The organism is Streptomyces sp. DS1-CR2 (assembly GCF_055760475.1).
In genome coordinates this window covers 7,382,856-7,407,441 of sequence record NZ_CM147085.1, presented here as the reverse complement: position 1 = coordinate 7,407,441, position 24,586 = coordinate 7,382,856, and the positions used below count along the sequence as shown (strand labels likewise).

Below are 24,586 nucleotides of genomic sequence, written 5' to 3'. Positions count from 1 at the left end.
TCGGGCTCCCCAGCGAGCGCGGGGTGGCCCCGGGGGAATGGCGCGGGGGAGCCGTCCCCAAGGGCAAGCTCCCCCATCACGCGCGCCGTTCCCGTCAGAGCGGCAGCAAGTCCGGCCGCTTCGCTGCCACATGATCCCCGGACGACTCGCCCCGCAGCCGTCGGCCGATCCACGGCACCAGGAACTCCCGCGCCCAGTGGATGTCGTCGCGCCGGACCTCCAGCGTGCCGCGCGGCGGCTGCGCCGGCCACGGCTGGTCCGGGTCCGCCGGCACCTCGACGCCGAGCGCCTGCCCCGCCCGCAGCGCGACCCGCGTATGGCCCTCGGGCGAGAGGTGCAGCCGGTCGTCGTCCCAGGCACGGCGGTCCTGAACGGTCTTGAGGGACCACAGGTCGAGCACCGGACAGCCGTAGCGGTCGGCGACCGCGCGCACATGCCCGTTGTACGTCGCTATCTTGCCGCGCAGATGCTTGAGGACCGGGACGTCCCGGGTGTCGAAGCCGGTGGTCACCATGACCGTGCCGACGGCGGAGGTCAGCCGGGCCACGGCCTTCTCGAAGCGCTCCGCGACGTCGTCGGGGTCGGTGCCGGGACGGATGATGTCGTTGCCGCCGGCGGCGAAGGTCACCAGGTCCGGGGCGAGTTCGACGGCTCGCGGGAGCTGGTCCTCCACGATCTGGTCGAGGAGCTTGCCGCGCACGGCGAGGTTCGCGTACCGGAAGGAGTGCTCGGGGGTCCGGTCGTCCAGGAGGACGGCGAGACGGTCGGCCCAGCCCACGAAGGCCCCGTCGGGACCGGGGTCCCCGACGCCTTCGGTGAAGCTGTCCCCCACCGCCGCGTAGGACCGAATCGTGCCGCCGTTGAGTGATCTCGATTCGTTTGCCACGACCACACATCTTTCACCCTGCGATGTGACCTACGCGACCGTAGGAAGGGGTTGACGGGTGGTGATATAGCCCACCCGGTCAGTTTCGCGATGTCAGGAATACGACGGGGATGCGGCGGAGGTCACGACCAAGGGGCGGGCCCGGAACCGGACCCGCCCCTTCACGTCACGCGTCAGTGAGACAGCTTCACTTCACAGCTCACGTCACACGCTCACATCACGCCATCGAGATCAGAGAGAGACCCCGTGCGCACGGAGGTACGCGACCGGGTCCACGTCCGAGCCGTAGCTCGGGGTGGTGCGGATCTCGAAGTGCAGGTGCGGTCCCGTGACGTTGCCGGTCGCGCCGGAGAGGCCGATCTGCTGGCCCTCGGTCACGGTCTGCCCGGACGAGACGGAGAGGGACGACATGTGGGCGTACTGCGAGTACTTGCCGTCGGCGTGCTGGATGACGACCTCGTTGCCGTACGCGCCGTCAAGGCCGGCCGACACGACGGTGCCCGCGGCTATGGCCTTGAGCGGAGTACCCGTCGGGACCACGAAGTCGACACCGGTGTGGTAACCGCTGGACCACATGGCGCCCGCGGTCTTGTACGCCGTACCGATGGAGGCGCCCTGGACGGGCAGCGCGTAGCTGGAACCGGTGGTGGTCGCCGCCGCGGCCTTGGGCGCGGCGGCCTGGGTGGCGGGGGCCGCGGCCTTCTGGCCGATCGTCAGCTTCAGGCCCGGGCGGATCACGGACGGGTCGCCGCCGATGACCGAGCGGTTGTCGGAGTAGAGCTTCTTCCAGCCGCCGCTGACGTTCTGCTCGTCGGCGATCTTCGCAAGGGTGTCCCCGCTCTTCACGGCGTAGGTCTTGGCCGCGGCGGGAGCGGCGACGGTCTGCGCGACCGAGTGGGCGGCCGCGGGGGGCGCGGCGTTGGCGGCACCCATCAGCGGCAGCGCGAGCGCGACGCCGCCCGTTGCGGCGACGGCGATCGAGCGCGCGAAGCGCTGGGACTTGGGACGGCGGTGCTTACCCTTCGCGGGCATGGGGGATTCCTCTCCGTCGCCTGCGAGGTGAGCTGTCGGGTTCGGGCTGGAGCTGCCCGGCCACACCCCTTTCGGGCACGGCTTCACCCCGAGCCGTGGCCGGTGTGCCGGATACGGCGGTCTACCTGGGTCCCCCGCTCCTGCCGAGCACGGATCGATGTGCGGATTCCGGGCGGCGGCAGGATGAGGCGGTCCGTCCGGATTGCGCTGAACGTAAGCGAGCGCGGAGCGCGGGGACAAGGCGCTAATTCCCTTGGATATTCTGGTTCTTGATCCTTAAATGCCCTTTTCCGGAAAAAGCCGTCACGCTCCGTCGATTTACGATCTTTGCGACTGCGCTACCTACTGGAAATGCATCCGGCCCGGCCGCCACGGACGGTCACGACTATGACCCTGCTCACGCATTGCTGACCATCTACTCCCATTTCAGGGCTAGTTATGGCGTAAGGCGCGAATGCTCACCTATCGCCTTATTTCGGGCATTAGACACGCAATCACCTGACGTCTCTCACATGGTTGCCCCTGGCAGCCATGTCGTATCGTCGAAGGCGCCCGCAGGCGAGCAGCGCCGCGGCCGACCGGGAGGAGCCCCCGTGACGCAGCAGGTCCCGTCCACCGAGCCCGAGTTGGCCGGAGTGCGCAACTTCCGCGATGTGGGTGGTCTGCCGACCGTGGACGGCCGTCGGGTCAAGCAGGGCGTGCTGTTCCGCAGCGGTCACCTCGCGCACGCCACGGATGAGGACGCCGCGTTCCTCTCCTCGCTCGGGCTGCACACGATCTTCGACTTCCGCAATGCCGCCGACCAGCGCCTCGAAGGCCCTGACGTCACGCTGCCCGGCGTGCGGAACGTGAACCTGCCGCTGACCGACCCCGCGGACGGCGCCGAGTTCTGGCAGATGGTGCGCGACGGCAATCTCGACGAGCTGCGCGCCGCCCTCTCCGAGGGACAGGCCGCGGACCGCATGATCACGTCGTACCGGACGATCATCGCGGAGCGCACCGCCGAGCACAGCCAGGTGCTGCACTCCCTCGCCGAGGACAGCGTGCCCGCGCTCATGCACTGCGCGGCCGGCAAGGACCGCGCGGGCCTCTCGATAGCGGTCACGCTCCTGGCCGTGGGTGTGGAGCGCGACGCCATCGAGGCGGACTACCTGGAGTCGAACGCGGCACACCGCCGCTACAAGGTGCACCGCAGCAGCGCCTCGAAGGACGCGATGTCCCCCGAGGTCATGGAACTGCTGAGCCCCCTGTTCGACGCCCGCGCCACCTACCTGGCCGCCGCCTTCAAGACGGTGACGCAGACGTGGGGTTCCACCGACCGCTATCTGGAGGAGGGCCTCAAGCTGTCCCCCGCACAGCGCGAGCGGCTGCGCGAGCGCCTTCTCGACTGAGACCGTCACCGACCGACAGGCCGGGTGAAGGGCGTCACCCGCGTGACGCCCCCAGCGTGAACAGCAGATAGATGAAGCCCGCGACGAGGTGCCCGGCGAAGACGTAGACGAGCAGGCGCACCCAGATGCCGCGCGGGAGCTTGTCCTCGATGTCACGCCGGGCGGGCTGCCGCTCGGACTCGGTCGCGTCGTTGGGCTCTGCGCTCATTGAGGGCCTCCCTGGGGCCGTTCGCCGCCGCCCGCCGCCGGGCCGAGGCACAGCGCGGCGGACGGGCTCTGCAGCAGGGTGTGTACGAAGAGGAGCTCGGCGCCGTCGCGGTCGGCGGCGGCGATCCGGTGCGGGGTGAGCGAGTCGAAGTGCGCGCTGTCCCCCGGGGCGAGCGCGTACGCGGTGTCCCCGAGCCGCAGCCGCAGCCGCCCGTCGAGGACGTACAGCCACTCCTCACCGGGGTGGACGCGCACGATGTCGCCCTGGGCGCCGAACGGCACATGGACGCGCAGCGCCTGCATGCCGCGCCCCGGGGCGCCCGCCTGCCGGTAGATCCAGCCGCCCGCCTCGGTGGCCTCCATGTCTGAGGAGCGCACGATCGCGTCCCTGTCGGCGGGCGTCTCGCCCAGGAGTTCGGAGACCGTCGTACCGTAGGTGCGGGCGAGGGCGAGCAGCATCGGGAGCGAGGGCTGACGGCGGCCCGTCTCCAGACGGGAGAGGTGCGCGGGCGAGAGCCCGGCGGCACGGGCCGCGGCCTCCAGGGTCAGGGCGGCGCGGCGCCGTAGTTCGCGCAGCTGCGGGGCGACGGACGGCAGCTCCGTGGGTTCCGGAGCCGGCTCCGGAGGGGCAGGGCTCATACCGTCGATTGAGCCAGAGCCGTACCTCTGGGGCAAATTTTTTGCCCCAGAGGCAAACGGCTTCCTTCTTTAAGAAGCGCCCTTACGAAACGGTCAGCGGTTGGCGACCGCCTGCTTCACCAGCGTCTTGCCGAAGTCCCACATCAGCCCGCCGCCCGAGTGCGCGTCGTCCATGACGGCGGTGAATGCCTCGACGAAGCGGTCCACCTCGCGCTCCCCGATGATCAGCGGCGGGATCAGCTTGATGACCTCCAGATGGTCGCCGGAGACCTGCGTGAGGATCCGGTGCTTCTGGAGCAGCGGCACGACGACCATCTGCGCGAAGAGGCCCTTGCGCGCGGCCTGGAGCATCGTCCAGCGGCTGCGCAGCTTCAGCGACTTCGGCCGCCCGAACTCGATGCCGATCATCAGGCCGCGGCCGCGTACGTCGCCCAGCAGCTCGTAGCGGTCGACGAGGGCGGCGAGCCGGGACTTCAGGAGCTCACCGGTCGCCCGGGCGTTCGCGACGACCTCCTCGTTCTCCATCACGGAGAGCACGGCAAGGCCCGCGGCCATGGCCTGCGCGTTCGAGCCGAAGCTGGCGGAGTGCACGAGGACCCGGTCCATGGACGAGTAGACCTTCTTGAAGATCCAGTCCTTGCCGAGCGTCGCGCCGACGGGCACATAGCCGCCGGAGAGCGCCTTCGCCACGCATACGAGGTCGGGTTCGACGCCCTCGTCGTGCTGGTAGGCGTAGAAGTCGCCCGTCCTGCCGAGGCCGCTCTGCACCTCGTCCGCGATGAGCAGAGCCTTGTGCTGGTGGAGCATCTCCTGGGCGGCGCGCAGATAGCCGGGCGGCGTCCCGTGGACGCCCTTGCCCTGGATGGGCTCGACGATCAGCCCGGCCACGTCGCCCTTCGCGAGCTCCGCGCGCAGGGCGTCGAGGTCGCCGAGCGGCACGGCGGTGTCCGGCAGGAGCGGCGCGAAGCCGTCCCGGAATCCGGACTCGCCGTTCACGGACAGAGACCCGGTGGTCAGCCCGTGGAAGGCGTGCCCGCAGTACAGGACCCTGGGCCTGCCCGTGGCGTACCGGGCGAACTTCAGCGCCGTCTCGACGGCCTCCGTGCCGCTGTTGCCGAAGAAGACCCGGTCCAGGTGCGGGCTGTGCGCGAGGAGCCGTTCGGCGAGCAGGCCCGGCAGCGGCTGGCAGTCGAAGCGGGTGAGGTCGGCGAGCGAGGCGTCGAGGACGTCGTGCAGCGCCTTGCGGACGACGGGGTGGTGCCGGCCGAGGCCCATCACACCGAACCCGGCGAGCATGTCCAGGTAGTCGTTGCCGTCCTCGTCCCAGAAGTAGGCGCCATCCGCCCGCTCGTAGACCTTGTCGAAGCCGATGGTGCGCAGCATGCGCGGGAGCTGGTGGTTGAGGTACTTGGCGTGCAGCTCGTAGCGCTCGGCGCCGCGGTCGGCCAGGAGTCGTGCGAGATCGAACTCCTTGCTCATACGTCGTCGCTCTCCTTGCCGGCCACGAGGGCCGCCGTCTCGGCCTTGCGGGCCATGCTGGTGCCGATCCGCCCGGCGATCTCGACGGGCGTGAGCCCGATGTCCGCGAGCACTTCACCGCGCTTGGCGTGCGCGAGGAACTGGTCGGGGATCCCGAACCGCCGTACGGGTACGTCGACTTCGGCCTCGCCGAGCGCGAGCGCCACGGCGGAGCCGACGCCGGCCGCCTTGCTGTTGTCCTCGACGACGGCGACGAGCCGGTGCCGTGCGGCGAGCGGCGCGAGGTCCGGATCGACGGGTTTGACCCAACGCGGGTCCACGACGGTGCAGTTGATGCCGCGCGCTGCCAGGAGTTCCGCGACCTGGAGGCACACCGGCGCCATCACGCCGACGGAGACGAGGAGTACGTCGGGGTCGTCGGCCCGGTGCAGTACGTCGAGGCCGCCGATCCGGTCGACCGCCGGGATCTCGGGGCCGACGGACTCCTTCGGGAAGCGGATCAGTGTCGGGGCGTCGTCCACGGTGACTGCTTCGCGCAGCTGGGCCCGCAGTTGCTCGGCGTCGCGGGGTGCGGCGATGCGCAGGCCCGGTACGACCTGGAGGACGGACATGTCCCACATGCCGTTGTGCGAGGCGCCGTCGACGCCGGTCACGCCCGCCCGGTCGAGGACGAAGGTCACGCCGCAGTTGTGCAGCGCCACATCCATGAGGAGCTGGTCGAAGGCGCGGTTGAGGAAGGTGGCGTAGACGGCGACGACCGGGTGGAGGCCGCCTGTGGCGAGTCCGGCCGCCGAGACCGCCGCGTGCTGCTCGGCGATCCCCACGTCCCACACCCGGCCGGGAAACTCCTCGGCGAACTTGGTGAGTCCGACCGGGTGCAGCATCGCCGCGGTGATGGCCACGACGTCATCGCGCTCCCGTCCGATGCGGGCGATCTCGTCGCTGAACACCGAGGTCCAGGAAGGGCCGTTGGACGGCGCGAGCGGCTCGCAGGTGAGCGGGTCCATCACGCCGACGGTGTGGAACCGGTCGGCCTCGTCCGCGAGGGCCGGCTCGTAGCCGCGGCCCTTCTCGGTGAGGCAGTGCACGAGCACGGGCCCGTGGAACCGTTTCGCACGCCGCAGTGCGGACTCCACCGCGCCGAGGTCGTGCCCGTCGATGGGCCCCACGTACTTGAGCCCCAGATCCTCGAACATGCCCTGAGGCGCGAAGGCGTCCTTGAACCCCTTCTTGGCGCCGTGCAGGGACTCGTACACGGTGTGTCCGATGACCGGGGTGCGCAGGAGGACGTCCTTGCCCCAGGCCAGGACCTTCTCGTAACTGTCGGTGGTGCGCAGGGCCGCCAGGTGGTTGGCGAGTCCGCCTATGGTCGGGGCGTACGACCGTTCGTTGTCGTTGACGACGATGATCAGCGGGCGGTCCTTGGCGGCCGCGATGTTGTTGAGCGCCTCCCAGGCCATGCCGCCGGTGAGCGCCCCGTCTCCTATGACGGCGACGACGTGGCCCCGCTCGCCCAGGACCTGGTTGGCCTTGGCGAGGCCGTCCGCCCAGCCGAGCGCGGTGGACGCGTGGCTGTTCTCGATGACGTCGTGCTCGGACTCCTCTCGCGAGGGGTAGCCGGACAGGCCCCCCTTCCCGCGCAGCTTCGAGAAGTCCTGACGTCCCGTCAACATCTTGTGTACGTAACTCTGATGGCCGGTGTCCCATAGGATCCGGTCGACGGGCGATTCGAAGACCCGGTGCAGGGCCATCGAGAGCTCCACCACTCCGAGGTTGGGTCCCAGGTGGCCGCCGGTCCTCGCGACCGCGTGGATCAGGAACTCCCTGATCTCCGCGGCCAGTTCGACGAGCTGTTCCTCGCTCAGCGCCTTCAGATCGCGCGGCCCCCGGATGCTTTCCAGAATTGTCACGCTCGGGCCCCCTCTCCGGTTGTCCTCAGCTCACGGCGACGTCGGGAGCGCCCGAGGCCACCCCGGCGTCCGTCATCTGCTCGGCGATCTTCATCGCCTCTTCGATGAGGGTCTCGACGATCTTCGACTCGGGGACGGTCTTGATGACCTCGCCCTTGACGAAGATCTGGCCCTTTCCGTTGCCCGACGCGACGCCGAGATCCGCCTCGCGCGCCTCGCCGGGACCGTTCACCACACACCCCATGACGGCGACCCGAAGGGGCACCTCCATCCCGTCGAGGCCCGCGGAGACCTCGTCGGCCAGCTTGTAGACGTCGACCTGCGCCCGCCCGCACGACGGGCACGACACGATCTCCAGGCGCCGCTCGCGCAGCCCCAGCGACTCCAGGATCTGGATGCCGACCTTGATCTCCTCGACCGGCGGCGCGGACAGCGAGACGCGGATCGTGTCGCCGATCCCCTCACTCAGCAGCGCGCCGAAAGCGACGGCGGACTTGATGGTGCCCTGGAACGCCGGGCCCGCCTCGGTCACGCCCAGATGCAGCGGATAGTCACTGGCAGCGGCGAGCTGCCGGTAGGCGTTCACCATCACCACGGGGTCGTTGTGCTTCACCGAGATCTTGATGTCGCTGAAGCCGTGCTCCTCGAAGAGGGACGCCTCCCACAGCGCCGACTCGACGAGCGCCTCAGGGGTGGCCTTGCCGTACTTCTTCAGCAGCCGGGCGTCCAGGGAACCGGCGTTGACCCCGATACGGATGGGAGTGCCGTGGTCCTTGGCCGCCTGCGCGATCTCCTTGACCTTGTCGTCGAACTGCTTGATGTTGCCCGGGTTCACCCGGACCGCGGCGCAGCCCGCCTCGATGGCGGCGAAGACGTACTTCGGCTGGAAGTGGATGTCCGCGATGACCGGGATCTGCGACTTCCTCGCGATGGTCGCGAGCGCGTCGGCGTCGTCCTGCGTGGGACAGGCCACCCGCACGATCTGGCAGCCGGACGCCGTCAGTTCGGCGATCTGCTGCAGCGTGGCCCCGATGTCCGAGGTCCGTGTCGTCGTCATCGACTGCACGGACACCGGCGCTCCGCCCCCCACTGCCACCGGCCCGACGTGGATCTGCCGACTCGTTCTGCGGTCGGCGATCGGTCGGACCGGCAGCGAAGGGAGCCCCAGTGAGACGGGCTCTGGGGAGGTCATGACGGTGTCACCCGCGGTTTCCGGAGACGGTCTCGCGGGCGGCGCGGATGGACTCCTTGAGCGAGCCCATCGTGGCGAGGACGGCCGTCGGCTCGTAGCCGCAGTGCGCCATGCAGTTGTTGCAGCGCTCGTCCTTACCACGCCCGTAGGCGTCCCAGTCGGTCTTCTCGATGAGGTCCTTGTACGTGGTCACGTACCCGTCCGCCATCAGATAGCAGGGCTTCTGCCAGCCGAAGAGCGAGTAGTTCGGGATCGCCCACGCCGTGCACGGGAAGTCGACCTTGCCCTCGAGGAAGTCGAGGAACAGCGGCGAGTGGTTGAGGCGCCAGCGGCGCCTGTTGCCGCCCGCGAAGGCCTTCTTGAAGAGTTCCCGGGTCTGGTCGACGCCCAGGAAGTGCTCCTGGTCGGGCGCCTTCTCGTAGGCGTAGGCGGGCGAGAGCATCATCTCGTCGACCTCGAGGTCGTCGTTGAGGTAGTTCAGGACCTCGATGATGTTCTGCGGGGTGTCCGTGTTGAAGAAAGTGGAGTTCGTGGTGACGCGGAAGCCCCGCTTCTTGGCCTCCTTGATCGCCTCCACCGCCTCGTCGAAGACACCTTCCTTGGCGACGGACTCGTCGTGACGCTCGCGCATCCCGTCGATGTGCACCGTGAAGGCGAAGTACGGCGAGGGCGTGAACTTGTCCATCTTCTTGCGCATGAGCAGCGCGTTCGTGCAGAGGAAGACGTACTTCTTCTTCGCCACCAGCTGCCGGACGATCTCGTCGACATGCGGGTGCATGAGCGGCTCGCCGCCGGCGATGGACACCATCGGCGCGCCGGACTCCAGAACGGCGCCCACGGCCTGCGCCACGGGCATCCGCTGCTTGAGCACTCCGGCGGGGTGCTGGATCTTTCCGCAGCCCTCGCACTTGAGGTTGCAGGCGTACAGCGGCTCCAGTTCGACAATGAGCGGGAACTTGTCGCGCCTGCGAACCTTCTGTTCAAAGAGGTACGTCGCGACCTTGATGGACTGACGAAGCGGCATGGCCATCTGGCTCACCTCCGGGGGAGCAGCAAAGAACGGTGCCATTCGAAAAATGCGGGAAGCACGGCACGAAGAACGCGGAAAGCCGATATTCCACCGCGTACCGTGCTGATACGGACGAGTTCATGTTCTGGAGCGTCCACGACCACCCGTACGGCCGCAACCGGACGCGGGCCCCGCGCGGCCGCCGTGCGCAGCGTGGCCGCGGACTCCATGTCCACGGCGATCGCGCCCGTGGCGAGCAGGTCACCGCGCTCGTGACCGCGCACGACATGGTCGGAGCCGGTGAGCGGACCGGTGTGCACGGTCCGTCCCGGTACCGCCCTGACCAGCTCCTTGACGAGGAGTTCCGTGCCGGTGCACGGCGTGCAGCCGTACGGGTCGCTGGTCTCCTCGGCGACGACCAGGTCGCCCGGGTGCATGCCGGGGGCGAGGCCGGCGCAGAAGCCGGTCGCGACGACGGCCGCGTCGTGCAGGGCGGGGTCCTCGAGGGCCTTGGCCACGGACCGCTCGGCCGCCTTGGGTCCCATGCCGGTGCGCAGCACGGTGACCTGGGCCGGTGCTCCGGTGCGGGCGCCGGTGCGCAGGGCGAAGTACTCGATGCCGAGCGCGCAGGCGACCAGCAGCGGGGCGTCCGGCGGGCGCGGGGCCGCCGGTGATCCGGTCATCAGCTCCCCTTGCCCGTCAAGGCCGCCTGATCGGCGAACGGCTCCCCGTGGACGTACCGGCCCAGTGCCGTGAGCGGGAAGACGTGGCGGTAGAGGTGGTAGTTGATCGAGAAGTCCCACGGGAAGCCGGTGCCGGTGAAGTACGGCTCGTCCCAGGTGCCGTCCTCCAGCTGGGTCTCGGTCAGCCAGGCGACTCCTCGCTCGACGGCCTTGGAGTCCCGCTCCCCCGCCGACAGGAGCGCCATCAGCGCCCAGCCGGTCTGCGAGGCGGTCGAGACGCCGTGGCCCTTCCAGTCCTCGTAGCGGTAGGAGCGCAGGTCCTCGCCCCAGCCGCCGTCGTCGTTCTGGACGGATTCGAGCCAGGCGACGGCTCGGCGGACGGCGGGGTGCGAGGCGGGCAGCCCGGCGGCGGTCAGGGCGGGCAGCACCGACCCTGTTCCGTATACGTAGTTGACGCCCCAGCGGCCGAACCAGGCGCCGTTCGGCTCCTGTTCGGCAAGCAGCCACTCGATGCCGCGCCGGGTGCGCGGGTCGTGCGACATGCCCTCGACGGCGAGCATCTCCACCACGTGTCCGGTGACGTCCGCGGACGGGGGGTCGATGACCTCGCCGAAGTCGCAGAACGGCAGCCGGTTCGGGAACGGGCTGGTGTTGTCGACGTCGAAGGCGGCCCAGGCGCCGTTCTTCGACTGCATGCCGAGGTTCCAGCGCACGCCCCGCTCGATGGCCTTCTCCATGCGTGGCCTGTCCGGATGCCGGACGCGGCGCAGCGCGAGGACGACCTCGGCGGTGTCGTCGATGTCGGGGTAGTTGTCGTTGTGGAACTCGAACGCCCAGCCGCCGGAGGCGAGTTGGGGCCTGCGGACGGACCAGTCCCCGGGCCGGTCGATCTGCTCCTGGAGCATCCAGTCGGCGGCCTTGACGAGCCGGGGGTGGTCGGCGGGCAGGCCGGCGTCGGCGAGGGCGATGACGGCGAGACAGGTGTCCCACACGGGCGACTGGCAGGCCTCGATCATCCGGGCCCCGTCCTCGCGCCACACGGCGAACCGGTCGAGGGACTCCAGCCCCGCCTTCATCACCGGGTGTTCGAGGTCGTAGCCGAGCAGATGGAGGGCGATGACGGAGTACACCGCCGGGGGCTGGATGCCGCCCCAGCAGCCGTCGTTCTCCTGGCGCTCGATGATCCAGCGGGCGGCCGAGTTCATGGCCGCCTTGCGCAGCCGGCGCGGCGCGACCCTGTGGTACAGGTGCATCGCCTTGTCGAGCCGCTCGAAGGCACCGTCCCAACTCGCCAGCGGAGCCAGGGGCTTGGCCGGGTTGGGGTTGTGCGCGTCGGTGTGGAGCTCGTCGAGCGGGAAGGGCGCGGGCCGTACCGGGCGCTTCGCGGAGACGACCGTGAGCGGCACGATGGTCTGGCGGGCCCAGCAGCCGAAGTCGTAGATGTTGAGCGGCATCCACTTCGGGAAGTAGATGAGTTCCGGGGGCAGTTCGGGCAGGTCGTCCCACTTCCACCAGCCGAACAGGGCCAGCCAGATGCGGGTGAAGACGCGGCTCGCGGCGATCCCGCCCCGCTCCCGGATCCAGGCGGAGGCCTTCGCCATGTGCGGCGCGTCGGGGGCGTCCCCGGCCAGACGCAGGGCTACGTACGCCTCGATGGTGGTGGAGAGTTCGCCCGGGCCGCCGTAGAACGTGGCCCAGGTGCCGTCGTCGCGCTGTTCACCGCGGATGAAGAGCCCGGCGGCGCGGGTGGTCGCCTCGTCCCCGATCCCGAGGAACTGGCGCAGCAGCAGGTCCTCGGCGTCCATCGTGACGTTCGTGTCGAGGTCCCCCTTCCACCAGCCCTGTGCGTCCTGCCGGGCGAGCAGGAAGTCCGTGGCGCGCTGGACGGAACGGGTGGCGGCGTCGTGCGTCCCGGCCGCCCCGGGGCTCGTGTCGGTCAATCGGGCAGTGGTGGCCGAGGTCGCGCCGGGAGCTGCCGCTCCGCTGCTTCCGTCGGTCGTCGCTGTCATGGCTTCCCCTTCGTGCAGTGCTCGATCTCTGCTGGGTCCGCCGTCGGCCGATGCCCTGGATGGGCACCGGCCGGCGACTGCGAGTCATATGAGGCCGATAGCGATCATCTCTTTCGTACGACGACGAAGTCGGCGAGCGCGACGAACTGCGCCCGCACGTGGTCCTGCATCTGGACGGAGTCCAGGGCCTCGATGGCGACGGCGTACTGCCGGCGCGCCTCCTCGGCGGTCCAGTCGCGGCCGCCGGCCTCCTCGATGAGGGCGGCGCGGGCCGCGAACTCCTCCTCGGAGAAGGTGTCGAAGTCGGTGCTCTTCGCGTCGGCGGCGAGGAGTTCACCGAGCCGCTCGGACGCGGGGCCGCCCGCGGCGAGCGCGGCGACGACGGGCAGTGACTTCTTGCGCTGGCGCAGATCGCTCCAGGTCTGCTTGCCGGTGGCCTCCGGGTCGCCCCAGATGCCGAGCAGGTCGTCGACGGCCTGGAAGGCGAGACCGAGGTGGTAGCCGTACTTCTCCAGCTGGTCCGCGGTCCGGTCGTCGGCGCCGCCGAGCACGGCGCCGATGGAGGAGGCGCAGGCCAGCAGGGCGCCGGTCTTGTTGCCCTCCATCTCCAGGCACTCCTCGACGGTGACCCGCTCGCGGTGCTCGTAGCTGATGTCCTGCGCCTGCCCGTCGATGAGGGCGCGCGAGGCGGAGGTCAGGCGGCGCGTGGCACGGCCGGCCTCGGCGGTGCCGAGTTCGAGGAGCACCTCGTTGGCGAGGGCGAAGAGGGCGTCGCCGACGAGGATGGCCTGCGCCGGGCCGTGCACCTTCCAGACGGTGTCCCGGTGGCGGCGCTGTTCGTCGCCGTCCATCAGGTCGTCGTGCAGGAGCGAGAAGTTGTGCACCAGCTCGACGGCGACCGCGCCGGGCACGCCCACCTCGGGTGCCGCGCCCGGGACCTGGGCGGACAGCACGGCGAGCGCGGGGCGTACGGCCTTGCCGCCGTCGCCGTCGGCCGGGTTGCCCTGCGCGTCGATCCAGCCGAAGTGATAGGCGGCGACGGTGTCCATCGGGTGTGCGAGGCGGTCCACGGCGGCCCGCAGCACCGGGGTGGCCAGGGTCCGGCCGCGCTCGAGCAGCGCGGTCACGTCCACCGCGTCGGCAGGCGGTTCGGCCGAGGGCACAGCGGGCACAGGGTCTCCTTTTGTTGCGTCGCCGGGGGCCGGATGGTCCGCCCCCTGGAGATCGAGCTTCATGCCGCCTCCCGGAACAGATGACCGCGTGGGCGGTCGAGTGCGGCGAGAGCGGCATCGGCGGCGCTGACACCGCTGCGTACCGCGCTTTCCATGGTCGCGGGCCACCCGGTGGCGGTCCACGCGCCGGCCAGGTACAGGCCGGGGGCGTTGGTGCGGGCCGTGGGCCGCAGCGCGCCGACGCCGGGGGCCGGCGCGAAGGTCGCCGTGCGCTCCCGGGTGACGAAGAAGTCGAGTACCTTCGCGCCGCGCGCGGCGGGCAGCAGCCGCTCGAACTCGGGCAGGTAGCGCTCGCGGAGCACGGCGACGGGCTCGTCGATCTCGTCCTGCGCGGCGGACTGCGACACGGCGAGGTACTGCCCCTCGGTGAGCCCGGACGCTTCCGTGCGGTCGAAGACCCACTGCACGGGCGAGCCGAGCGCCGTGAAGAAGGGTCGCTTGAGGACCTTGCGGTCGTAGACGACGTGCAGGTTGAGGATCGGCGCGGTCCCGATGGCGAGCAGCCGCTCGGCGTCGTCGAGCGCGCCGTCGGGCAGCAGGTCGTACGTCTCGCGCTGGGGCACGGCGAGGACGACGGTGTCCGCCGTGATCCGCTCCCCGGGAACCTCCACGCTCCAACGTCCGTTCTCGGTACGGGAGATGGAGGTGACGCGTGTTCGGAGTTCGGTGCGTACGCCCGCGGAGTCGAGCGCCTTGCGGGCGAGAGTGTCGTGGAGTTCGCCGAGGGGGACGCGCGCCCAGCCGATGTCGGCCGCGCCCGGTTCGGACAGCAGCCCGGTCTTGAACACCATGGCGGCGAGCCCGAGCGAGGACTCGCCGGCGACAGCGTTCAGGGTGGCGACGCCCACCAGGTCCCAGAGGGCCTCGATGGCGCGCCGCGACTGGCCGTGCTCGGCCAGCCAGCTGCCGAAGTCCCGTTCGTCCAGGGCCGGATCGCCCAGGTCGAGCCCCTTGAGGGCCAGCGCGGCACGCCCTACGTTGGCGCGCTCGGTGAGCGAGAGATGCGGATACGTGGCGAGGCTCGCGGCGAGATGCAGCGGCACGGGCAGCGCGGTGCGGCGCAGTCTGCCGAGCCGGTTCCTGTCGGCGTCGAGTACGGGTACGTCGAGACGTTCCTGCAGGGGCGACAGGGCCGTGCCGTCGATACGGTCGAGGAACCAGCGGTAGGCGGCGCAGCAGCGCAGGTACACGTGCTGGCCGTTGTCGACGGTGAGGTCACCGCGCTTGAAGGAGAACGCGAGGCCGCCCAGTCTCGGGCGCCCTTCGAGCAGGGTGACGTCGAGGCCCGCGTCGGCGAGCGCGAGGGCGGCCGTGGACCCGGCGAGACCTCCGCCGACCACGACCGCGGTCTGCCGTCCGGTGCCGTCGGCGGCGTTCGCGCCCGGCCCGTCGGGCCGCATGTTCCCGTCGCTCATGCGCCCTCCCCTTCGGCCGTTCCGTCAGTGTGCGCGCGATCGTTGAAAGACGCACGGCAGGCCGCTGAAGTCATGGACGCCGCGTCGGTGTGGAGGGTTGCCCGCCGTTTCCCGTCGGTGCGGACCGCTCTGCCGGACGTGCTCATCAGACACGCCTCCTGAAGGACTGACGGGAGACGCTGCGGGCGTCGAGTCCGGACAGGCCACGCACCGCGACGTAGGCCTTCTCGCGTCCGGGGAGCGAGACGCGGCCGCGCAGGACGGCCTCGGGCTCGCGCTCGATGCGGTCGAGCAGGCGACGGTAGATGCCGGCCATGGCGGCGACGCAGGCGCCGCTGCGCCGGTCGAGAAGCGGAAGCAGCCGGTATCCCTCGGCGAACAGGGCGCGGGCGCGGCGCACCTCGAAGTGCACGAGGCCCGCGAAGTCCGAGCCCGCCGGGGGTGTCGGGGCGTCGAAGCCCGCCGAGCAGCCGAACTTGGCGAGGTCGTCGACCGGCAGGTAGGTGCGGCCGTCCGCCGCGTCCTCCCGCACGTCGCGCAGGATGTTCGTGAGCTGGAGCGCGAGCCCGAGCGTGTCCGCGTACTCGGTGGCGCGCTCGGCGCCGCGCGCGCCCGGCTCGGTGCCGAAGATGCCGAGCGAGACCCGGCCGATGGCGCCGGCGACGCAGCGGCAGTAGACCTTGAGGTCGTCCCAGGTCTCGTACGTCTCGCCACGCAGGTCCATCAGGACACCGTCGATGAGTTCGTCGAGGCCGCCGAGCGGGATCGGGAACCGGTGCGCGGCATGCGCGAGGGCCACGCCCACCGGGTCGGTGTCGTCCTCCGCCACATCGCCGTCACGGACCCGGGCGAGCAGTGCCCGGGTCTCGTCGAGCCGGTCGGCCTTGACGTCCGGCGGCAGCCTTCCGTCGCCGATGTCGTCGACGCGGCGCGAGAACGCGTACACCGCCGACATGGCCCGCCGCTTGGCCGTCGGCAGCAGCCTGATGCCGTAGGCGAAGTTGCGTGCCTGCTGTCCGGTCACGGTCTCGCAGTAGCTGTATGCGGCGAGTACCGCTGCCGACACGTGCTGGTCTGACTCCACGGTCCGGCTCACCCCTCTCCTCGCAGAGTCGCTCCCACCTCACGCAGCAACCGGAGCTTGGTGGGCTTGGGCGGTCCAGGAAGTACGTCGTACGAAACGGCGGCGATCGCGGTGACCGCCGCCTTCCCTCCTGCCACGAACCCGGCAAGCAGCAGCTTCAGCCTGCCGTGGACGCTACCCACGAGGGGGGTGCCTTCATTCAGGAGACCGAGGGCGCGTTCGGCCTCGAACGCGACCAGGGCGCGCACCGACGCGCCCGCCGTGGGAGCGGCAAGGTCGGACTCCTGGACATGGAACTGTTTCATGTCCTCGGCGGGCAGATAGATGCGCCCTTGCCGGAGGTCCTCGCCGACGTCCTGAAGGTGTTCGACGATCTGCAGGCCGGTACACACGGCGTCCGAGAGGCGGAGGCGCTCGGGGGTCGCGGTGCCGGTGATCGCGAGGACGAGGCGGCCGACCGGGTTGGCGGAGAGCTCGCAGTAGGCCAGCAGGTCGTCGTACGTCTCGTAGCGCGTGACGAGTTGGTCCTGGCGGTTGGCCTGGATGAGGCCGAGGAAGGGTTCGGGGGTGAGGCCGCGGCGGTGCACGGGGGGCTGCAGAGCGCGCAGGAGGGGGTGACGGGGGGTGGAATCGAACACCCGGTGAAGGTCGGCCTCGAAGGCGTCGAGCAAAGCCAGTCGGTCGTCATCGGCCCGTTCGGGTGACACACCCAGGAGTCGGGCGTCGGCGCCGCCGGGAGCGAGGTCGCCGTCACCGATGTCGTCGACGAGGCGGGCGAAGCCGTAGACCGCCATGAGGTCGTCGCGCCAGTCCCGGGGCAGAAAGAAGGGGGCCACCGGAAAATTCTCGTCGGCGGCCTTGTCGAGTGTCGCTCCGGCCGCGGACCCGGCGGGCGCTCCCGATGATCCCGTCACCACGCGCTGCCCGGTACTAGGACGGCGAAAGCATCGTGGAGCTGGAGAGTTTCCATAGCCATTGCCGTCACATCTCCCGTTCTACACCGCTGACCCAAAACATCCTATTTCGGACACGCCGCCCATCCTTACGCGCGGCATACCGACCCCCGAGTCAAGGTGTCGCGCATTATCGCCCCTTTGCCGCGAATCGGCACCGGTACAGCTTACGTTGTACAACCGCCCCTGCCCCGACCGGGTTTCCCGCAGATCACAACAACACACCGTTTGGCTCCAAGATTCCCTGCACGCAAGGAAGTTGACCTTCACTTGACCGCAGCGGGAATTAATTGCCACCTACATGCACATCAAAGCCCCGCCGAAGATATCCCGGCGGGGCCTTGAGACGCGAAAACGGGTGCGGAGGGTTGCCCGGGGGGCGCCCGGACTACTTGCCCGTGAACTTCTCGTACTCCTTGAGTACCTCAGCTGTCGGTCCGTCCATACGCAGCTCGCCGCGCTCCAGCCAGAGCACACGGTCGCAGGTGTCGCGGATCGACTTGTTGTTGTGACTGACGAGGAAGACCGTGCCGGCCTCCTTGCGCAGCTCCCGGATGCGGGCCTCGGAGCGCTTCTGGAACTTGCGGTCACCCGTGGCCAGGGCCTCGTCGATCATGAGGACGTCGTGGTCCTTCGCGGCCGCGATGGAGAAGCGCAGCCGCGCCGCCATACCGGAGGAGTAGGTACGCATCGGGAGCGTGATGAAGTCGCCCTTCTCGTTGATGCCCGAGAAGTCGACGATCTCCTGGTAGCGCTCCCGGATCTGCTCGCGGGACATACCCATCGCGAGCCCGCCGAGTATGACGTTCCGCTCGCCCGTCAGGTCGTTCATGAGCGCCGCGTTCACACCGAGGAGCGAGGGCTGGCCGTCGGTGAAGACCTTGCCCTTCTCCGCCGGCAGGAGCCCGGCGATGGCGCGCAGCAGGGTCGACTTGCCGGACCCGTTCGAGCCGATCAGGCCGATGGCCTCGCCGCGGTACGCGGTGAAGGTGACGCCCTTGACGGCGTGCACCTTGCGGACGCCGCGCTCCTCGCCGCGCTTGACGATGCGGCTCAGCGCGGAGGTCGCGCTGCCCTTGCCCGTCTTGGCGCCGTTGACGCGGTACACGATGTGCAGCCCGTCCGCGATGACGGTCGGGATGTGTCCCTTGCCCGCGTTCCTGCCCAGGATGTCTTCGTCAGCCACGGCCGTACCGCTCCTCGGACTTCCAGAAGTAGACGAAGCCGCCGACGGCGACCAGTACCGACCAGCCGGCCGCGACCGCCCACACGTGCGGCGGCAGATTACCCGAGCCGTATCCGTCGATGAGCGCGAAGCGCATCAGGTCCATGTAGATGGCGGCCGGGTTCCACTGCAGGATGTCGGCGACCCACGCGGGCTTGTCGGCCAGCATGATCGGGATGGAGAACATCACGCCGGACGCGTACATCCACGTACGCATCACGAACGGCATGAGCTGCGCCAGGTCCGGGGTCTTCGAGCCCAGCCTCGCCATGATCAGCGCGAGTCCGGTGTTGAAGAGGAACTGGAGCGCGAGCACCGGGATGATCAGCAGCCAGGACAGCCCCGGGTAGCTGCCGAAGCCGACCGCGACGATGAACAGGACGATCATCGAGAACAGCAGCTGCTGGAGCTGCTGGAGCGCGAACGAGATCGGCAGCGAGGCCCGGGGGAAGTGCAGGGCGCGCACCAGGCCCAGATTGCCCGAGATCGCCCGCACGCCCGCCATCACCGAGCTCTGCGTGAAGGTGAAGACAAAGACGCCCGTGACCAGGAACGGGATGTACACGTCCATCGACATGCCCCGGCTGGCGTGCAGGATGAGGCCGAAGATGAGGTAGTACACGGCCGCGTTCAGGAGCGGCGTCGCCACCTGCCAGAGCTGGCCGAGCTTGGCCTGGCTGTACTGGGCGGTGAGCTTCGCCTGTGAGAAGGCGAGGATGAAGTGACGCCGGCCCCACAGCTGGCTGACGTACTCGAACAGGCCGGGCCTGGCGCCACTGACGGTCAGACCGTACTTGGCGGCCAGGTCGGCCGGGGAGAGCCCCTCATCGGGCGACGGACGCGCGGTCACCGCGACACCGCCGTCATGCGTTGTCTCACTCACTAGTGGAAACTTTCGTCTTCAAAGTGCGCTGCCGGTCGGGCATAGGCATGAGCCAGGGACCGGGGTACGGGCCGAATGCTCTCAGGCACGAGCTTGTCAGATAATGGGAGGTCGGCCCAGTCGGGTCAGGCGCCACACCGTACGCCACTTCATGGGACGCCTGGGGCCGCACGGGCTCGTCCAGCCTTCCTTGAACCCGCCGAACCAGGCCTTCAGCGCAGGTCCGGAGGGTCGGCGGGCGAGCGTGAGGAGCAGCCAGACGCCGAGGTAGACAGGGACGATGAGCGCGGGCAGATTGCGGCGCGCGAGCCAGACCCGGTTCCTGGCGACCATGCGGTGGTAGACCGCGTGCCGCGAGGGGGCCGTCGTCGGGTGGTGCAGCACCATGTCCGCGCGGTAGTCGATCATCCAGCCCGCGTCGAGGGCACGCCAGGCGAGGTCGGTCTCCTCGTGCGCGTAGAAGAACTCGTCGGGCAGGCCGCCGACCTCCGCGATCACGCGGGTGCGCACCGCGTTGGCGCCGCCGAGGAACGTGGTGACGCGCGAGGAGCGCATCGGGTCGGCGGCGCGCAGGCGCGGGACGTGGCGACGCTGGGTGACGCCGGTCTCCGGGTCGGCGATCCGGAAGCTGACGATGCCCAGCTTCGGGTCGGACTCGAAGGCCTCGCGGCACAGCTGAGCGGTGTCCGTCTTCGGCAGGAGGCCGTCGTCGTCGAGGAAGAGCAGCACGTCCACGTCGGAGCCCGAGGGCCCGAAGGCCTCGATGCCTACGTTGCGGCCGCCCGGGATGCCGAGGTTCTCGGGCAGTTCGACGGTGCGCACACCGGCGGGGACGTCAGGGACCGGGGAGCCGTTGCCGACCACGACCACGTCGACCCGGTCGCCGTCCTGCTTGGCGACGGAGTCGAGGAGGGCGCGCAGCTCCTCGGGGCGGTTGCCCATGGTGATGATCACCGCGCCGACCTTCATCGCCGTACTCACTTCAGCCTGCTCGACGCCAGGATGGACACCAGGTGCAGCACGGTCTGGAGCAGCGCGATGCCGGCCAGGACCGCGACACCCAGGCGCGTGAAGAACAGATCGCCCCGGATCTGGTCGACGATCGCGAGGACCAGGATCAGCAGCGATGCCTCGATGCCGAGGATGAGGCGGTGGAACTTCAGCGCGGCGGCGGCCTTGCGGGCCAGCGCCATTCCGGAGGCGCGGATCTCGGACGCGGACTCCTGGACCGGGGGCTTGCCGGTCTGGTGGCGGGCCACGCCGACCAGGTCCGTCTCGGCCTTGATCAGGATGGCGCCGAGCGCGGCGAGCGTGCCGAGGAAGGCCCACAGCCAGTCGATCCGGCCGCTGCCCCACAGGTCGGCGGCGCGCAGACCGAAGCCGACGAGGACCGCGGCGTCGGTCAGGTACGCGCCGACGCGGTCCATCCAGACACCGGCGAGCGAGTACTGCCCCCGCCACCGGGCGATCTCGCCGTCGACGCAGTCGAGCAGCAGGTACAGCTGGACCGCGACGACGCCGAGGACGGCGCCCCAGATACCCGGGACCAGCAGCGCGGGCGCCGCGAGGACGCCGCACACGGTCATCAGGTAGGTCAACTGGTTGGGGCTGACCTTGGTGTTCACGAGGTGGCGGTCGATGCGCAGCGAGATCTCGCGCATGTAGAGCCGGCCGCCCCAGTGCTCGCCGCTCCGCCGGTCCTTCACCCCCGCGGGGTGAACGACCGGGCGGAGCTCAGCTACCGATGGCTTTTGCATAGTCGGCGTAGGCGTCCCTGATCTGGTCGGCGTTGAGGTTGAGGTGCTCGAGGATCGTGTAGCGGCCGGGGCGCGTCTGCGGGGCGAAGAGCACGGCGTCCACGAGGTCCTGGTCGCTGTAGCCCATCTCCTTGGCGAGGACCGGCAGGCCGTGCCGGCGCAGCGTCTCGACCATCTCCTTCGCGGTGTCGTGGTCACCGCGAAGGAACGTGGCGAACGCCCCGCCGAACCCGCACTGCTCCCCGTGCTGCGCGTTGCGCTTGGGGAAGAGCAGGTCGAAGGCGTGGCAGATCTCGTGGCAGGCGCCCGAGGCGGGTCTCGAGTCCCCGGCCACGGACATCGCGAGACCGCACATCACCAGCGACTCGGCGAGCACGCTGAGGAAGTCGTCGTCACCGATGCCGCCCGGGTGCCGCAGCACCGCGTGCGCGGCCTGGCGGGCCATGGCGGCGGCCAGGCCGTCGACCTGCTCGCCGTTGACCTCGTGCGAGAGCTCCCAGTCGGCGACGGCGGAGATCTTGCAGATGACATCGCCGATGCCGGCCCGGACGAACCGGGCGGGGGCGTCCCGGATGACGTCGAGGTCGATGACCACGCCGATCGGGCTCGGCACACCGTACGAGCCACGGCCCGCGTCGTTGTCCAGCGTCGCGACCGGCGAGCACAGACCGTCGTGCGCGAGGTTCGTGGCAACGGCCACCAGCGGCAGGCCCACCCGGGCCGCCGCGTACTTCGCACAGTCGACGACCTTGCCACCGCCGAGCGAGACCACCGCGTCGTAGCGGCCTGCCTTCTTTATCGAGTCGGCGAGCTTGACGGCGCCGTCGATGGTGCCGTCCGCGTCGTCGAACCAGTCCGCGCCCGGGAACGCCGGTGCGAACCGCTCCCTGAGGAGCTTGCCGGAAGCGCCACTGCTGATCGCAAAGGCGAGCTTGCCGGTGGGGGCGATGCGCTGGTCGGTGAGGATGGTGGCGAGGTCGTCCAGCGCGCCGGCCCGGATGTCGACGACGACCGGACTCGGCATGAGCCGGGTCAGTACTGGCACGCGATCTCCCGAGCCTTGGCGAGGTCGTCGTGGTTGTCGATCTCGACCCACTTCACGTCGCCGATCGGGGCGACGTCGACCTTGAAGCCGCGGTTCACGAGCTCCTGGTAGCCGTCCTCGTAGTACAGCTGCGGGTCACGCTCGTACGTGGCCTTCAGGGCGTCGGCCAGCTCGTCGGCGGCCTCGCCCTCGATGAGGGTGACGCCGATGTACTCGCCGGTGGCCTCGGACGGCTCCATCAGCTTCGTAATCTTCTGGACGCCCTTCTCGGGGTCCACGACGACCTTCATCTCCTCGTCGCCCAGGTCCTTGACGGTGTCCAGGGCGAGGATGATCTTCTTGCCGTTGCCGCGGGCGGCGAGCAGCGTCTTCTCCACGGAGACCGGGTGCACGGTGTCGCCGTTGGCGAGGATCACCGTGTGCTTGATGGCGTCACGGCCGCACCACAGGGAGTAGGCGTTGTTCCACTTCTCGGCGACGTCGTTCTCGATCAGCGTCAGCTTCAGGCCGTACTTCGCCTCGAGCGCCGCCTGGCGCTCGTAGACGACCTCCTTGCGGTAGCCGACGATGATGCCGACCTCGGTGAGGCCGATCTCGGCGAAGTTCTTCAGGGTGAGGTCAAGGACGGAGAGCTCGTTCTCGGTTCCCTCGCCCGCGACGGGCACGAGCGCCTTGGGGAGCGTCTCGGTGTAGGGGCGGAGCCGGCTGCCTGCGCCGGCGGCCAGGACGAGGCCGATCATGCGGGTTCTCCTTCATCGTGTACGGCGGGTGCTCCAGCAGAGACCCAGAAGCGGATGCTCTCGGCGAGCACCACGAGTGCCACGAACCCGGCGAGCGCCGTGAGCGCGACGGTGAAACCTGTTTCGGTGAGCAGTGCGGCGATCACCGTGACCACCAGCGTCCTGCCCTCGTGCCCGCCGATCGCCCGGACCAGCCAGTGCGGCGGCGCGCCGGTGCCACCGCGGATGCGGTACACCGTGTCGTAGTGATGGTAGGCGACCGCGCCCACCAGTCCGAAAGCTGCCGGCAACGCTCCGTTTACGTCCGCTTTCGCTGCGATCAGCAGGATCGTGCCGTATTCGGCGGCGCGGAAGACGGGCGGGACCAGCCAGTCGAGGGGGCCCTTGAGCGGACGCGAGACGGCCGCGGCGGAGGTCAGCGCGTAGACGGCGGCGCCGAGGACAGGCCACCAGCTGCCGTAGCCCGACAGCGCTGTGGCGAGTACGAGGACCAGGGCGCCGAGCGCGGCGACGGCCGGGGCCGTGTGACGAGGCACACCGCGCACCGCGCGCTGGAGGAGCTCGCTCAGCGGGCCGCTGTCGGCGAGTTCCGCGAGGGCCTGCGCGGCCCGGTCCGTGCGGGTGGCCCGGCGGGTCAGCGAGCGCAGGACGCGGCCGGCCGTGGTGTACACCGCGGCGAGGGCGCAGCCGATCAGCAGGACGATGAACGTGACGCGCGGCGTCGTCAGCGCGGTGAGTACCGCGATCAGGGCCCAGCGTTCGCCGATCGGCAGCACTATCATCCGGCGCAGCCAGACCGTCCACCCGACGCTGTCGAGCTTGTCCGAGAGGGCCGCGGTGGGGCTGGTGTTCGCCGTCGCGTCGTGGTTCGCCTCGTTGAAGGAGAAGTCCACGACATGCCGGCAGGTCTGCAGGACCATCGCGCCGAGCGCGAGCGCCCACACGTCATCACCGCCGCGGGCCGCGCCGAGCGCGAGTCCCGCGTAGTAGGCGTACTCCTTGGCCCGGTCGAAGGTCGCGTCGAGCCAGGCGCCGAGCGTCGAGTACTGCAGGGAGTAGCGGGCGAGCTGCCCGTCCGTGCAGTCCAGGACGAAGGAGAAGAGGAGCAGCAGGCCCGCGGCGACAAAGCCGGGGCGGGTGCCGGTGGCCGCGCAGCCCGCCGCGATCAGCGCGGTGACCAGCGAGGCGGTCGTCACCTGGTTCGGGGTGAGACCGCGCCGGGCGCACCAGCGGGCGATGTAGCGGGAGTACGGGCTGATGCAGTAGGTCGTGAAGAAACCGTCGCGCGCCTTGACCGCCGTACGCAGCCGGATCGCCTCGTCGTCGACGGCGGCGACCGCCTGTCGGGCCTCGTTGCGGGCCTGCGGGTCGGCGGGCACGGCGGCGACGAGCTCACCGAGCTCGGGGTGGTGCACCTCGGTGCCGGACGCGGTGAGGCGCTCGGCGACGCGGTCGGCGAGCACGCCGGTCAGGGTGCCGGCCCGCGTACCGAAGTCCGTCGGGGAAGGCCCTTGGGCGGAGTCACGCAGGGCGCCGGTCAGCGCCTCGCGGGCCGCGGGCTGTACGGAGAGCGCTCCGGGGATGGCCGAGGCGGCGAAGCGGGGGTCGGTGAGGCCGAGGCGCAGGGCGTGGGTGTGGCCCACGAAGCCCGCGTCGACGAGCGCGACCCGCTGTCCTGCCGGGACCGCGGCGAGCGCCGTCCCTGCCTGTGCGGCGTCCGGGGCGAGCCGCACGTCGAAGCCGAGTGCCCGCAGCTCGCCCTCGAGCGACGACCCGGGTACCGGCTGACCGGTGACGATGGCGGTCGACAGACGA

At 70.1% G+C, this 24,586-nt stretch carries 23 protein-coding genes and 1 riboswitch; of the genes, 1 reads left to right on the top strand and 22 read right to left on the bottom strand.

Translation table 11 applies throughout. The features are described 5' to 3' along the window. Nucleotides 1-94: 94 nt before the first annotated feature. Both ACY0PA_RS34765 and ACY0PA_RS34760 read right to left on the bottom strand, forming a co-directional pair. Entirely contained in the window at nt 95-886 is a 792-nt protein-coding gene (locus ACY0PA_RS34765; protein WP_473081394.1) for an SGNH/GDSL hydrolase family protein, read from the bottom strand. A gap of 231 nt (nt 887-1,117) precedes the next feature. Next, a complete protein-coding gene (locus ACY0PA_RS34760; RefSeq protein ID WP_473081393.1) occupies nt 1,118-1,918 on the bottom strand; it encodes a LysM peptidoglycan-binding domain-containing M23 family metallopeptidase in 801 nt (266 codons plus the stop codon). Nucleotides 1,919-1,922: 4 nt separating this feature from the next. After that, nucleotides 1,923-2,103, bottom strand: a riboswitch (cyclic di-AMP (ydaO/yuaA leader). Nucleotides 2,104-2,511: 408 nt separating this feature from the next. Here ACY0PA_RS34760 and ACY0PA_RS34755 point away from each other — a divergent pair. After that, nucleotides 2,512-3,309 (top strand): tyrosine-protein phosphatase, encoded by a 798-nt coding sequence (locus tag ACY0PA_RS34755; RefSeq protein WP_473081392.1) that lies wholly within the window; start codon nt 2,512-2,514, stop codon nt 3,307-3,309. Between the two features lie 34 nt (nt 3,310-3,343). Here ACY0PA_RS34755 and ACY0PA_RS34750 read toward each other — a convergent pair whose 3' ends face one another. The 20 genes from ACY0PA_RS34750 to ACY0PA_RS34655 all read right to left on the bottom strand — a co-directional run bounded on the left by ACY0PA_RS34750 (nt 3,344) and on the right by ACY0PA_RS34655 (nt 24,582). Beyond that, a complete protein-coding gene (locus ACY0PA_RS34750; RefSeq protein WP_473081391.1) occupies nt 3,344-3,517 on the bottom strand; it encodes a DUF6126 family protein in 174 nt (57 codons plus the stop codon). Then, nucleotides 3,514-4,155, bottom strand: coding sequence for a helix-turn-helix domain-containing protein (locus ACY0PA_RS34745; protein WP_473081390.1), 642 nt, complete (start codon nt 4,153-4,155; stop codon nt 3,514-3,516). The genes ACY0PA_RS34750 and ACY0PA_RS34745 overlap by 4 nt, the downstream gene beginning before the upstream one ends. Nucleotides 4,156-4,248: 93 nt before the next feature. Then, nucleotides 4,249-5,634 (bottom strand): aspartate aminotransferase family protein, encoded by a 1,386-nt coding sequence (locus ACY0PA_RS34740; protein ID WP_473081389.1) that lies wholly within the window; start codon nt 5,632-5,634, stop codon nt 4,249-4,251. Then, nucleotides 5,631-7,544 carry a 1-deoxy-D-xylulose-5-phosphate synthase gene (gene dxs / locus ACY0PA_RS34735; protein ID WP_473081388.1) on the bottom strand — a complete coding sequence of 638 codons (1,914 nt, stop codon included), beginning with the start codon at nt 7,542-7,544 and terminating at the stop codon, nt 5,631-5,633. Before dxs ends, ACY0PA_RS34740 begins: the two co-directional genes overlap by 4 nt. Nucleotides 7,545-7,569: 25 nt before the next feature. Further along, the gene (gene ispG, locus ACY0PA_RS34730; protein WP_473081387.1) at nt 7,570-8,736 is read right to left on the bottom strand and encodes a flavodoxin-dependent (E)-4-hydroxy-3-methylbut-2-enyl-diphosphate synthase; all 1,167 of its coding nucleotides are present in this window, start codon (nt 8,734-8,736) and stop codon (nt 7,570-7,572) included. 7 nt (nt 8,737-8,743) lie between these two features. Further along, complete coding sequence (hpnH, locus tag ACY0PA_RS34725) at nt 8,744-9,766, bottom strand: adenosyl-hopene transferase HpnH (protein ID WP_473081386.1); 1,023 nt, start codon at nt 9,764-9,766, stop codon at nt 8,744-8,746. A gap of 5 nt (nt 9,767-9,771) precedes the next feature. Beyond that, the gene (locus ACY0PA_RS34720) at nt 9,772-10,428 is read right to left on the bottom strand and encodes a phosphorylase family protein (protein WP_473081385.1); all 657 of its coding nucleotides are present in this window, start codon (nt 10,426-10,428) and stop codon (nt 9,772-9,774) included. After that, nucleotides 10,428-12,437 carry a squalene--hopene cyclase gene (gene shc / locus ACY0PA_RS34715; protein WP_473081384.1) on the bottom strand — a complete coding sequence of 670 codons (2,010 nt, stop codon included), beginning with the start codon at nt 12,435-12,437 and terminating at the stop codon, nt 10,428-10,430. The genes ACY0PA_RS34720 and shc overlap by 1 nt, the downstream gene beginning before the upstream one ends. A gap of 104 nt (nt 12,438-12,541) precedes the next feature. Further along, the gene (locus ACY0PA_RS34710) at nt 12,542-13,672 is read right to left on the bottom strand and encodes a polyprenyl synthetase family protein (RefSeq protein WP_473081383.1); all 1,131 of its coding nucleotides are present in this window, start codon (nt 13,670-13,672) and stop codon (nt 12,542-12,544) included. Continuing rightward, nucleotides 13,669-15,084, bottom strand: a complete 1,416-nt coding sequence (gene hpnE, locus ACY0PA_RS34705) for a hydroxysqualene dehydroxylase HpnE (RefSeq protein WP_473081382.1) — start codon at nt 15,082-15,084, stop codon at nt 13,669-13,671. Before hpnE ends, ACY0PA_RS34710 begins: the two co-directional genes overlap by 4 nt. Continuing rightward, nucleotides 15,081-15,230 carry a DUF6380 family protein gene (locus ACY0PA_RS34700; protein WP_473081381.1) on the bottom strand — a complete coding sequence of 50 codons (150 nt, stop codon included), beginning with the start codon at nt 15,228-15,230 and terminating at the stop codon, nt 15,081-15,083. The genes hpnE and ACY0PA_RS34700 overlap by 4 nt, the downstream gene beginning before the upstream one ends. Continuing rightward, nucleotides 15,230-16,180, bottom strand: a complete 951-nt coding sequence (gene hpnD, locus ACY0PA_RS34695) for a presqualene diphosphate synthase HpnD (protein ID WP_473081380.1) — start codon at nt 16,178-16,180, stop codon at nt 15,230-15,232. The genes ACY0PA_RS34700 and hpnD overlap by 1 nt, the downstream gene beginning before the upstream one ends. Continuing rightward, nucleotides 16,177-17,082 carry a squalene synthase HpnC gene (hpnC, locus tag ACY0PA_RS34690; protein WP_473086528.1) on the bottom strand — a complete coding sequence of 302 codons (906 nt, stop codon included), beginning with the start codon at nt 17,080-17,082 and terminating at the stop codon, nt 16,177-16,179. Before hpnC ends, hpnD begins: the two co-directional genes overlap by 4 nt. A 427-nt stretch (nt 17,083-17,509) precedes the next feature. Continuing rightward, complete coding sequence (locus ACY0PA_RS34685; RefSeq protein WP_356271473.1) at nt 17,510-18,307, bottom strand: ABC transporter ATP-binding protein; 798 nt, start codon at nt 18,305-18,307, stop codon at nt 17,510-17,512. After that, complete coding sequence (locus ACY0PA_RS34680; protein ID WP_473081379.1) at nt 18,300-19,229, bottom strand: ABC transporter permease; 930 nt, start codon at nt 19,227-19,229, stop codon at nt 18,300-18,302. The genes ACY0PA_RS34685 and ACY0PA_RS34680 overlap by 8 nt, the downstream gene beginning before the upstream one ends. A gap of 96 nt (nt 19,230-19,325) precedes the next feature. After that, nucleotides 19,326-20,198 (bottom strand): glycosyltransferase family 2 protein, encoded by an 873-nt coding sequence (locus ACY0PA_RS34675; RefSeq protein ID WP_383081764.1) that lies wholly within the window; start codon nt 20,196-20,198, stop codon nt 19,326-19,328. A gap of 8 nt (nt 20,199-20,206) precedes the next feature. Beyond that, entirely contained in the window at nt 20,207-20,986 is a 780-nt protein-coding gene (locus ACY0PA_RS34670) for a CDP-alcohol phosphatidyltransferase family protein (RefSeq protein WP_473081378.1), read from the bottom strand. Further along, nucleotides 20,964-22,031, bottom strand: coding sequence for an iron-containing alcohol dehydrogenase family protein (locus ACY0PA_RS34665; RefSeq protein WP_473081377.1), 1,068 nt, complete (start codon nt 22,029-22,031; stop codon nt 20,964-20,966). The genes ACY0PA_RS34670 and ACY0PA_RS34665 overlap by 23 nt, the downstream gene beginning before the upstream one ends. After that, the gene (locus tag ACY0PA_RS34660) at nt 22,019-22,771 is read right to left on the bottom strand and encodes a phosphocholine cytidylyltransferase family protein (protein WP_384670890.1); all 753 of its coding nucleotides are present in this window, start codon (nt 22,769-22,771) and stop codon (nt 22,019-22,021) included. The genes ACY0PA_RS34665 and ACY0PA_RS34660 overlap by 13 nt, the downstream gene beginning before the upstream one ends. Further along, the gene (locus ACY0PA_RS34655) at nt 22,768-24,582 is read right to left on the bottom strand and encodes a DUF5941 domain-containing protein (protein ID WP_473086527.1); all 1,815 of its coding nucleotides are present in this window, start codon (nt 24,580-24,582) and stop codon (nt 22,768-22,770) included. The genes ACY0PA_RS34660 and ACY0PA_RS34655 overlap by 4 nt, the downstream gene beginning before the upstream one ends. Nucleotides 24,583-24,586 lie beyond the last annotated feature (4 nt).

What these genes read in the sequence shown, in the direction of transcription:
- ACY0PA_RS34760 (WP_473081393.1), bottom strand. Translation starts at nt 1,918, where the DNA reads ATGCCCGCGAAGGGTAAGCACCGCCGTCCCAAGTCCCAGCGCTTCGCG.
- ACY0PA_RS34750 (WP_473081391.1), bottom strand. Translation starts at nt 3,517, where the DNA reads ATGAGCGCAGAGCCCAACGACGCGACCGAGTCCGAGCGGCAGCCCGCC.
- ACY0PA_RS34745 (WP_473081390.1), bottom strand. Translation starts at nt 4,155, where the DNA reads ATGAGCCCTGCCCCTCCGGAGCCGGCTCCGGAACCCACGGAGCTGCCG.
- ACY0PA_RS34740 (WP_473081389.1), bottom strand. Translation starts at nt 5,634, where the DNA reads ATGAGCAAGGAGTTCGATCTCGCACGACTCCTGGCCGACCGCGGCGCC.
- ispG (WP_473081387.1), bottom strand. Translation starts at nt 8,736, where the DNA reads ATGACCTCCCCAGAGCCCGTCTCACTGGGGCTCCCTTCGCTGCCGGTC.
- hpnH (WP_473081386.1), bottom strand. Translation starts at nt 9,766, where the DNA reads ATGGCCATGCCGCTTCGTCAGTCCATCAAGGTCGCGACGTACCTCTTT.
- ACY0PA_RS34720 (WP_473081385.1), bottom strand. Translation starts at nt 10,428, where the DNA reads ATGACCGGATCACCGGCGGCCCCGCGCCCGCCGGACGCCCCGCTGCTG.
- shc (WP_473081384.1), bottom strand. Translation starts at nt 12,437, where the DNA reads ATGACAGCGACGACCGACGGAAGCAGCGGAGCGGCAGCTCCCGGCGCG.
- ACY0PA_RS34710 (WP_473081383.1), bottom strand. Translation starts at nt 13,672, where the DNA reads ATGAAGCTCGATCTCCAGGGGGCGGACCATCCGGCCCCCGGCGACGCA.
- hpnE (WP_473081382.1), bottom strand. Translation starts at nt 15,084, where the DNA reads ATGAGCGACGGGAACATGCGGCCCGACGGGCCGGGCGCGAACGCCGCC.
- ACY0PA_RS34700 (WP_473081381.1), bottom strand. Translation starts at nt 15,230, where the DNA reads ATGAGCACGTCCGGCAGAGCGGTCCGCACCGACGGGAAACGGCGGGCA.
- ACY0PA_RS34675 (WP_383081764.1), bottom strand. Translation starts at nt 20,198, where the DNA reads ATGAAGGTCGGCGCGGTGATCATCACCATGGGCAACCGCCCCGAGGAG.
- ACY0PA_RS34670 (WP_473081378.1), bottom strand. Translation starts at nt 20,986, where the DNA reads ATGCAAAAGCCATCGGTAGCTGAGCTCCGCCCGGTCGTTCACCCCGCG.
- ACY0PA_RS34660 (WP_384670890.1), bottom strand. Translation starts at nt 22,771, where the DNA reads ATGATCGGCCTCGTCCTGGCCGCCGGCGCAGGCAGCCGGCTCCGCCCC.